The organism is Avibacterium endocarditidis (genome assembly GCF_002921145.1).
Taxonomy (GTDB): Bacteria; Pseudomonadota; Gammaproteobacteria; order Enterobacterales; family Pasteurellaceae; genus Avibacterium; species Avibacterium endocarditidis.
Genome location: NZ_PQVI01000004.1, coordinates 1 through 9,436, shown reverse-complemented (window position 1 = coordinate 9,436; position 9,436 = coordinate 1). Strand labels below are relative to the sequence as shown.

The following is a 9,436-nucleotide window of genomic DNA, read 5'->3' as shown; positions in this document are numbered from 1 at the left end:
TGTTTAGCAGAAATTACACATTAAACGGAAGTGCATTACATCGCCATCTTGCACGATATAATCTTTTCCTTCTAAACGCCATTTGCCTGCTTCTTTTGCGCCGTTTTCGCCTTTGTATTGAATGAAATCATCATAAGAAATCACTTCAGCGCGGATAAAGCCTTTTTCAAAATCCGTATGAATAACGGCAGCGGCTTTTGGTGCGGTTGCGCCTACGGAAACTGTCCACGCACGCACTTCTTTCACCCCTGCGGTAAAATAGGTTTGCAAATTGAGTAAGGCGTAACCCGCACGAATTACACGGTTTAAGCCCGGTTCTTCAATGCCAAGATCTTGCAAAAATTCCACTTTTTCTTCATCGTCAAGTTCTGCGATTTCCGATTCAATCGCCGCACACACAGGCACAACCACCGCTCCCTCTTTGGCTGCGATCTCACGCACGCGGTCAAGATAAGGGTTATTTTCAAAACCGTCTTCGTTTACGTTAGCGATATACATTGTCGGTTTTAAGGTCAAGAAGTTATAGCTTTTAATGGCGTGTAATTCGTCTTTGTCTAAATCTACTGAGCGAATCATTCCCGCATTTTCTAACACGGGCAGAATTTTTTCCATTACGCTTAATTCAAATTTCGCTTCTTTATCGCCACCTTTAGCGCGTTTTTGTAAGCGTTGAATGGCACGCTCACAGCTATCTAAATCAGCCAGTGCAAGCTCGGTGTTGATGGTATCGATGTCTTCAGCAGGATCGATTTTCCCTGCAACGTGAACGATGTCATCATTTTCAAAACAACGCACAACGTGGCCGATGGCGTCCGTTTCACGAATATTCGCAAGGAATTTGTTGCCCAACCCCTCCCCTTTGCTTGCACCAGCTACAAGGCCTGCAATATCCACAAATTCCATTGTGGTTGGCAATACACGCTCAGGTTTAACGATTTCCGCTAATGCATCTAAACGCGGATCTGGCATTGGCACAACGCCGGTGTTTGGTTCGATGGTACAGAACGGATAGTTTGCCGCTTCAATACCTGCTTTTGTTAATGCGTTAAAAAGGGTGGATTTACCCACGTTTGGTAAGCCCACGATACCACATTTGAATCCCATAATGTTTCCTTAATTGTGTTATGTTAAAGCGTTAAGTATTTTGCGCTTTAAAGCTATTGAGTCGATTTGTTGCTTTTGTAATGCCTTCTTTGATGAGAATTTCCACGCACGCAGCGGCTTCATCTAAGGCTTTGTCAATCAGTTGCCAATCGCTTGGCGAAGGTTTGCCTAGCACATAGGCAGAAACCAGATTTTTATCACCGGGGTGTCCAATGCCTACACGCAGACGGTAGAAATTTTTATATTACCCAGTTGAGCAATGCTATCACGCAAACCGTTATGTCCACCGTGTCCGCCCCCCTTGCTTAATTTTGGCAACGCCGGGAGGGAGATCAAGCTCATCGTGAATAATCAGAATTTCTTCAGGTTTAATGCGGTAAAAATTGGCTAATGCACTCACCGCTTTACCGCTTAAATTCATAAAGGTGGTAGGAACGAGAAAACGAATTTCTTCGCCAAAAATCACCGCTCTTGCCGTTTTACCGAAAAATTTACTTTCTTCTTTCAGCTGAAAATTAAATTGACGAGCAAGGCGATCAATCACCCATTCCCCTGCATTATGGCGCGTATCGGCATATTTATCGCCGGGGTTAGCCAGCCCAACAATGAGTTTAATTTCTGACATACTTTCTTTAACTGGACAAAAAATAGTGGGCTATTGTAGCGAAAAAACAGCTACAACGCCAACACCAATACACCGCTCAAAATTAAAATTGATCCGATGATGAGTTTTAAGCTGATTGGTTCGCCTAATAGCACTACGCCTAGCACAATGGCGATGACGACACTCAGTTTATCAATCGGGGCAACCCAAGAGGCAGGGGCAAGTTGCAGGGCGCGGTAGTAACAGAGCCAAGAAAGCCCAGTAGCAACGCCAGATAATAGCAGGAAAATAAAGGGTTTGGTGGCGATATGTTGGGGCAGTTGCCATTCGTTGCGCAGAGTAATAATGCCGCCTGCAACCACAAGTACCACAATGGTGCGGATAAATGTCGCAAGGTTGCTGTTAATGCCTTCCACACCGAGCTTGCCGAAAATGGCGGTTAGCCCTGCGAAAAATGCTGAACCAATGGCGAAAATGACCCAATTCATCGATTTTCCTTATTTTTTCGTGTGTTTATCACCGCACTTTTGTTTGATATTCGCTATAATAGCAAAGTTTTTTTAGAGAAAAATACTAAGTATAAATAAAATGCCAAGTGTTAATCAAAGTGCCTTAGTGCCTTACAGTGCCAAACAAATGTATGATTTGGTGAATAATTATGAACGCTATCCTGAGTTTGTGCCGGGCTGTGTGGAAAGCCGAACCCTAAGCCGTCAGCAAAATCAGCTTACGGCAGAATTGGTGATCAGCAAAGCAGGCATTCGCCAGCGTTTTACCACGCAAAATACCATGGTGGAAAATCAGCGTATTCAAATGCAATTGGTGGAAGGGCCTTTCAAGTTTTTGCAAGGGGAATGGCAATTTACGGAAATTGATGAGCAGTGCTGTAAAATTGCCTTAAAACTGGATTTTGAATTTTCTAATCCGATTATTGCAATGGCATTCGGGCAGATTTTTACCCATCTTACCAGCAAAATGATCGATTCGTTTAAGCAACGCGCTAAGGAGGTTTACGCCTAATGTCTAAATTAAAAATTGAAATTGCTTATTGCCTTGCCTGATCGTTATTTTTTGAAAACCTTGCATATGGAGCAAGGCACAACAGTGCAAACAGCGATTTTGCAATCGGGCATTTTGCATCAATTTAGTGAAATTGATTTGCGCGAAAATAAAATTGGCATTTTCAGCCGCCCTGCGAAGCTCACCGATGTGCTAGAAAATGGCGATCGCATTGAGATTTATCGCCCGTTATTGGCTGATCCTAAAGAGATCCGCCGTAAGCGTGCGGCACAGCAGCTGCAAGAACAGCAAGCGCAAAAGCAAGCTGAAAAAGAAGCGAAAAAACGCGCAAAACAATTAGCCCAAGATCAACAATCTGTATCCCAATTGGCAACACCATCTTCAACTCAAGAGGAACAAGGCGATGATTAAATTTTGTTTACCTGATCACATTAGCCCAGAACAATTTTTGACAGAATATTGGCAAAAGAAACCCTTATTAATTCGCAATGGTCTGCCACAAATTGTGGGGCAGTTTGAGCCAGAAGATATTATTGAATTGGCACAAGGCGAAGAGGTTACCGCACGCTTAATTAAGCAAAACAGCGATGAAAATTGGGAACTCAACGTTAGCCCGCTGGCAGAGGAAGATTTTGCTGATGTGCCAACACAATGGACGGTGCTGGTGCAAAATATGGAACAATGGTTGCCAGAATTAGGTCAGCTTTGGAACGCCTTTGGCTTTATTCCGCAATGGCAACGGGACGATATTATGGTGTCTTACGCGCCGCAAGGTGGCTCAGTAGGGCGACATTATGATGAATATGACGTGTTCCTTGTGCAAGGCTACGGACACCGCCGTTGGCAACTTGGCAAATGGTGCGATCCAACCACCGAGTTCAAACCGAACCAGCCGATCCGTATTTTTGATGATATGGGCGAATTGGTGCTTGATGAAGTACTTGCACCCGGTGATGTGCTTTATGTACCTTCGCGTTTATCCCATTATGGCGTGGCGCAAGATGATTGTCTAACGTTCTCTTTCGGCTTGCGTTATCCTAATTTGGCGGATATTTTTGAAAATGTGGGCAAAGCCTTTAATCAACCGAATTTAGAATTGGATCTAAGCGAATTTTTAATTCCACTGCGCCTTAGCCCAGATCTTCAACCCACAGGTTTATTGGCACAGCAAAATATCGCTACCATTAAACAACAATTTCTTGCCAGCCTTGCCGAAAGCCCGCAATTTGACGCTTTATTTAAACAAGCCTTAGCAAGCACAGTAAGTAGCAGACGTTACGAATTATTGCCAACGGAAGGGGAGTACGATCCTGACGAAGTGCGGTCGCTTTTGGAGGAAGATTGTTTGCTCTCACAAGATAATAATTGCAAATTGCTTTACACCGAGCAGCCGCTGCGTATTTATGCCAATGGCGAATGGCTAGATGAACTCAATCCCCTTGAAGCACAAATTTTAAAACGTTTAGCAGATGGCGAAAGCCTTGGCTTAGGCGATTTGCAAGCCTTAATGCTTGACGTGCAAGATAAAGAAAGCGTAATGGAATTATTGTTAGACAGCCTATGCAACTGGCTTGATGATGGCTGGGTATTGTTGGATTAAAAATGGAAAATAGTGCGATTTATTCCGTTTCACAGCTCAATCAGCAGGCTCGCCAATTATTGGAGGGGCAGCTTGGGCTAGTGTGGCTCACGGGGGAAATTTCCAATTTCACCCAACCTGTTTCGGGGCATTGGTATCTCACCTTGAAAGATGAAAATGCCCAAGTGCGTTGCGCAATGTTCCGAATGAAAAATCTGCGTGTGCCGTTTCGTCCGCAAAATGGAATGCAAGTGTTGGTGCGTGCCAGTGTGAGTTTATACGAGCCGCGCGGTGATTATCAGCTGATTATCGACAGTATGCACCCTGCTGGTGAGGGCTTGTTGCAACAGCAATTTGAAGCCTTAAAAATGAAATTGGCTGCGGAAGGATTGTTTGCGCAAAATCTGAAAAAAAATCTACCGCACTTTAGCCGCAAAGTGGGCGTGATAACTTCACCAACAGGGGCGGCGTTGCAAGATATTTTGCATATTTTACAGAGGCGCGATCCTAGCCTGAACGTGGTGATTTATCCCACCGCCGTGCAAGGCAAAGAAGCCACTGATGAAATTGTACAAATGATCGAACTAGCCAACCGCCGTCAAGAAGTGGACGTGCTTATTGTGGGACGCGGTGGCGGTTCGCTAGAAGATTTATGGTGTTTCAATGAAGAGGCGGTGGCGCGCGCGATTTTTAATTCCGTGATCCCTGTGATCAGCGCGGTGGGACACGAAACCGATGTTACCATTGCCGATTTTGTGGCCGATGTGCGTGCGCCCACGCCCTCTGCGGCGGCAGAATTAGTAAGCCGTGATCAGCAAGAATTATTGCAACAGCTTAACTATAAACGTCAGCGTTTAGAAATGGCGTTAGATCGTCTATTTAATGAAAAAAGCCAAGCCTTAAATCAGCTTGTGTGGCGTTTGCAAAATCGTCATCCACAAATTCAACTTAATCAACAAAAAGCCCAGCTAGAACAGCTTGCTTACCGCTTGCAATTTGCAATGCAACGGACAGTGGAAAAATCGCAACAGCAAATTGCCGTACAGCACCAGCGTTTGCATTTGGCTATGGAACGCAACCTTTCCGCGAAACAACAAGGATTACAGCAACTTAGCCAACGCTTGCAAAATCGCCACCCACAAAAACAGCTTAATCAGCAAAAAGCCCAGATCCAACAGCTAGGCTATGGTTTAAGGCTCGCAATGCAGCATTATTTGGCAAAAAAACAGCAAAATTTCACCGCACTTAATGAGTGGCTGAATAATAATCCGCTGCCTTATCGCTTACAAAAACAAGCGCAACATTTGCAACAATTACAAGTGCGGTTAGATTTTAGCGCAGAAAACTGCTGACAAATAAACAAGGGCGTTTTGCCACCTTGTGCCAACGCTTGGACGGATTAAGCCCGCTAAAAATTCTTTCCCGTGGTTATTCCATTTCTGAAAATGAACAAGGCATTGCAATTACTGATACTCATCAAGTGCAAGTGGGAGAGCGGGTGAAAACACAGCTAATGAATGGCGTGATTTATAGCCGTGTTGAGCAAATCGAAAACAAATCATCACTGAAAAATAAGGATTCTGAGAATTTTTCTTGATGGGGAAGAAAAGCTATTTTGGTGGTTTTCGCAGAGGGGTAAACCTGTGCGCAGTATAAGTATAATTGGTGAAAAAACGTCGTGTTTGGCTTTTTGAGCGAAATAACAAGGTTTATACCGTTGCGATGCTGATTCCCGAGTGTCAATGATCCACAAAACACGATGAAGGTTGTTTACATAATCGTTCATAGTTCACTTCTAAACAAAATGACTTATTGTATATGGGGTGATTAGCAATAAATTTCAAGCTAATTTGACACTTGATTTATGGTTTTTGGTAAAACGCAATTTTCTCTGATAGTATTTTTTATCATCTTAAAGAACATTCCATAGTGTATTTATTGTATTGGAAACAAGACAATATTACGAAAAAACAAAAGGGAAGTCCCCCAAGGGATTTTTGGGGCTTTCCAAGAGGAAAGGGCTTATCCGAAAAGGTCAAAGGGTTAAATGGCCATTTTTTATTCGCTATATTTTTTGCTAGATACCTTAATATTTAGATCACTGACTTGCTAGCTTTCATTAAGCTTTCACCTGCTTCAATAAGTACTCCAAGCAGTGTTCGCTGCTACCATTGTATTTTGTATCGCCTGCATCACAGGGATATATTTAGCGCAATGGTGAAGCCTTTTTGCTCCATAGTATGTTTGTAATGAGTTTCGTATTTATCGTTTGCTGTAAGCACATCGACTTTTTAGATCCAATATTCACACTGCAATCCAGCGAAGAAACGGCACTTGCCTGTTGTTGGTAATAAATACGCCAAACACTATCTGCATGAGGAATAAAGGCAACCAGTTCATTAGCCAAGACTTGCGTCAGGTAATATGTCTCATCAAGCCACTTAGCCTCACCACTCCCTTTTATCTTACGAAGTTCTGTATTACCATAACGTAAGGCTCAATTTTATCCGTATAAACATGAGTTCAAGGCAGATAAAGTGCAGCGGGTGTTTTTCTTCCAATCCCTTCATGTGAAGGATAGTTGTTGTAGCCTTGACGAAATTTATTTAGCACGCTTTGCTATCAAGTCAAATGCAACTTGAGTAATATTCGCCTTTAAACTACTATACATCCACTCGTGCCGACCATTTTGTTCAGACGCACAGGCTTAAGCCGTTCAGGATAAATCCCTAAGTCAATCCCACCATTTAGATAAGCAACTTATGCCGCCTAGTGCAATGAAGCGGAAGGTGCACCGTTATCGGAGTGGATAACAAAATATTCTACAAACTGGCACCTTTCATCGCTTTCACAAACTGAGCCAGTTCGCTTAAGCATTTTGCGTGGTTGTCTAAATTGCGTTCGATGATTTTAACCGTGGCAGAGCCAGAAATAGCCCCCGCTGCACCTAGTTGTAAGGTTTCTTTAACCTGTGGAGGTTGGGCGATGCCGAAACCTTGTAGGATTGGTGGTGCTTGGTGGGCTTTAAGTTGTTCTACTAGCGTATCTAAATTCGCTGCGTGGCTTTGGTTTTCGGCACTGGTTACCCCTGCACGGGACACTAAATAAGTGTAGCCTTCGCTGTGTTGGGCAACGCCTTGAATGGTGGCATCATCGGCATTCGGTGGGCAGATGAAAACGGGTTGTACGCCGTGTTTTTGGGCTGCACGAATATAAGGCTCGGCGGTGAGTAGGGGAATATCTGCCACTAATACCGCATCCACGCCCACTTCCGCACAGCGTTGATAGAAATGATCTAGCCCTTGTGCATAAATCAAATTAGCACAGAGCAATAAGCTGATTGGAATTTCAGGATATTTTGACCGCACTTTAGCTAGCAAGGCAAAACTTTCCGCCGTGCTACAACCTGCGTTTAATGCACGGTTATTCGCTGCTTGGATCACGGGGCCGTCTAATAAGGGATCAGAAAAAGGGAAGCCTAATTCAAGTGCGTCTGCGCCGTTATCCACAAGGGTACAGATAATTTCAAATGAGCGATCGAAATCAGGATCGCAGAGGGTTACAAATGGCACGAATGCCCCTTGCTGTTTGGTGTTAAGTTGGGCGAATAAGGTTTCAAAACGGCTCATTAGATTTTCCCTTTCCGTTAAAATTTGTCCACAGTGAAAATATCTTTATCACCGCGTCCCGATAAATTCACGACAATGAGTTGTTCTTTTTCTGGATTTTGTTGGATTAATTTCAACGCATAGGCTAAGGCGTGCGAGCTTTCCAACGCGGGGATAATGCCCTCGTGCTTCGCCAGTGCTTGGAATGCGTCAAGGGCTTCATCATCGGTAATGCTTTCATATTCCGCACGCCCGATAGCGTGCAAATGGGCGTGTTGTGGCCCTACGGAAGGAAAATCTAAGCCCGCTGAGATGCTGTAGGATTCTTCGATTTGCCCATCTTCTGTTTGCATAATTGGCGATTTCATTCCGAAATAAATCCCCACTTTGCCGTGGCGAAGTGGCGCACCGTGCTGCCCTGTGGCAATGCCTTTGCCCGCTGGCTCAATGCCGATTAAACGCACATTCGCCTCATCAATAAAATCTGCAAACATTCCGATAGCATTTGAGCCACCGCCCACCGCCGCGATAATCACATCAGGCAAACGTCCTTCTTTTTCCAAAATTTGACGTTTGGTTTCTTCCCCGATCATCTTTTGGAACTCACGCACGATAGTTGGGAAAGGGTGAGGCCCTGCCGCCGTGCCAAGTAAATAGTGAGTGGTATCATAATTAGCCGACCAATCCCGCATCGCCTCGCAACAAGCGTCTTTGAGCGAGCAAGATCCTTTCTCCACCGGCACGACTTCCGCCCCCATTAGACGCATACGGAACACGTTTGGCGATTGGCGTTCCACATCTTTTGCCCCCATATAAATCCGACAAGGCATATCCAACATTGCACAAGCAAGTGCGGTGGCAACCCCGTGCTGACCAGCCCCTGTTTCGGCGATAATGCGCGTTTTGCCCATTCGTTTAGCGAGCAAAATTTGCCCTAAAACTTGGTTGGTTTTGTGCGCACCGCCGTGTAATAAATCTTCCCGTTTTAGGTAAAGTTTGGTTTTTGTGCCTTTGGTAAGATTACGGCACAGCGTCAATGCCGTAGGGCGTCCTGCGTAGTTTTTCAGTAAATCTTGAAATTCTGCTTGAAATTCGGGATCGGCTTGTGCTTCCACAAAGGCTTGTTCCAGCTGTTTTAGCACTGGGACTAAAATTTCTGGCACATACATTCCGCCAAATTCGCCGAAATAAGGATTAAGTTGCGTTTCTGACATAATCGTTATTGTTCCTTTTACTTAATAATCTAAAATTTGTTTAAATAATTGCGCTAATTTAGTGGCATCTTTCACGCCTGCGCTGCTTTCTGCCCCTGAATTAATATCCAACCCTAAGCAATGTTGCGATAGGGCAAGGGCTAAATTTTCCTGATTAATGCCGCCAGCGAGCATTGCGTTATCTTTGATTTCAGCAGGAATGAGCGACCAATCAAAGGCTTGCCCCGTGCCGCCTTGTTGATGCGCGAGCTGGCTGTCTAACACATAGCGATCAACTTGAGAAATTGGCTCAATTTTCACCGCACTT

General features: G+C 44.4%; 9 protein-coding genes and 2 pseudogenes. 5 read left to right on the top strand and 6 right to left on the bottom strand.

From position 1 onward, the window contains the following. Nucleotides 1-3: 3 nt before the first annotated feature. From ychF to C3Z13_RS00690, 3 genes and pseudogenes are all read right to left on the bottom strand, one after another. Entirely contained in the window at nucleotides 4-1,104 is a 1,101-nt protein-coding gene (ychF, locus tag C3Z13_RS00700) for a redox-regulated ATPase YchF (protein ID WP_103854684.1), read from the bottom strand. 31 nt (nucleotides 1,105-1,135) lie between these two features. Then, nucleotides 1,136-1,729 (bottom strand): annotated as a pseudogene (gene pth, locus C3Z13_RS00695) (aminoacyl-tRNA hydrolase). A gap of 50 nt (nucleotides 1,730-1,779) precedes the next feature. Beyond that, nucleotides 1,780-2,196, bottom strand: a complete 417-nt coding sequence (locus tag C3Z13_RS00690) for an EamA family transporter (RefSeq protein WP_103854683.1) — start codon at nucleotides 2,194-2,196, stop codon at nucleotides 1,780-1,782. Between the two features lie 100 nt (nucleotides 2,197-2,296). Here C3Z13_RS00690 and C3Z13_RS00685 point away from each other — a divergent pair, with 100 nt between their 5' ends. The 5 genes and pseudogenes from C3Z13_RS00685 (at nucleotide 2,297) to C3Z13_RS00665 (ending at nucleotide 5,904) form a co-directional block, all read left to right on the top strand. Further along, nucleotides 2,297-2,728, top strand: a complete 432-nt coding sequence (locus C3Z13_RS00685; RefSeq protein ID WP_103854682.1) for a type II toxin-antitoxin system RatA family toxin — start codon at nucleotides 2,297-2,299, stop codon at nucleotides 2,726-2,728. Next, nucleotides 2,728-3,004, top strand: a pseudogene (locus C3Z13_RS00680) (RnfH family protein); the annotation flags it as partial. The gene C3Z13_RS00685 and the pseudogene C3Z13_RS00680, both read left to right, overlap by 1 nt. A 127-nt stretch (nucleotides 3,005-3,131) precedes the next feature. Continuing rightward, nucleotides 3,132-4,328, top strand: coding sequence for a ribosomal protein uL16 3-hydroxylase (locus C3Z13_RS00675; RefSeq protein WP_103854681.1), 1,197 nt, complete (start codon nucleotides 3,132-3,134; stop codon nucleotides 4,326-4,328). A gap of 2 nt (nucleotides 4,329-4,330) precedes the next feature. Next, nucleotides 4,331-5,659 carry an exodeoxyribonuclease VII large subunit gene (gene xseA, locus C3Z13_RS00670; RefSeq protein WP_103854680.1) on the top strand — a complete coding sequence of 443 codons (1,329 nt, stop codon included), beginning with the start codon at nucleotides 4,331-4,333 and terminating at the stop codon, nucleotides 5,657-5,659. A 38-nt stretch (nucleotides 5,660-5,697) separates the two neighbouring features. Beyond that, nucleotides 5,698-5,904 carry a hypothetical protein gene (locus C3Z13_RS00665; protein ID WP_245872486.1) on the top strand — a complete coding sequence of 69 codons (207 nt, stop codon included), beginning with the start codon at nucleotides 5,698-5,700 and terminating at the stop codon, nucleotides 5,902-5,904. Nucleotides 5,905-7,129: 1,225 nt separating this feature from the next. On the opposite strand, the gene trpA is transcribed toward C3Z13_RS00665, so the two are convergent. The 3 genes from trpA to trpF all read right to left on the bottom strand — a co-directional run. Beyond that, complete coding sequence (gene trpA / locus C3Z13_RS00660) at nucleotides 7,130-7,936, bottom strand: tryptophan synthase subunit alpha (protein WP_103854678.1); 807 nt, start codon at nucleotides 7,934-7,936, stop codon at nucleotides 7,130-7,132. Nucleotides 7,937-7,953: 17 nt separating this feature from the next. After that, entirely contained in the window at nucleotides 7,954-9,129 is a 1,176-nt protein-coding gene (trpB, locus tag C3Z13_RS00655; protein ID WP_103854677.1) for a tryptophan synthase subunit beta, read from the bottom strand. Nucleotides 9,130-9,150: 21 nt separating this feature from the next. Continuing rightward, on the bottom strand, nucleotides 9,151-9,436 hold a 286-nt coding region (gene trpF / locus C3Z13_RS00650), incomplete at its 5' end, for a phosphoribosylanthranilate isomerase (RefSeq protein WP_483860522.1).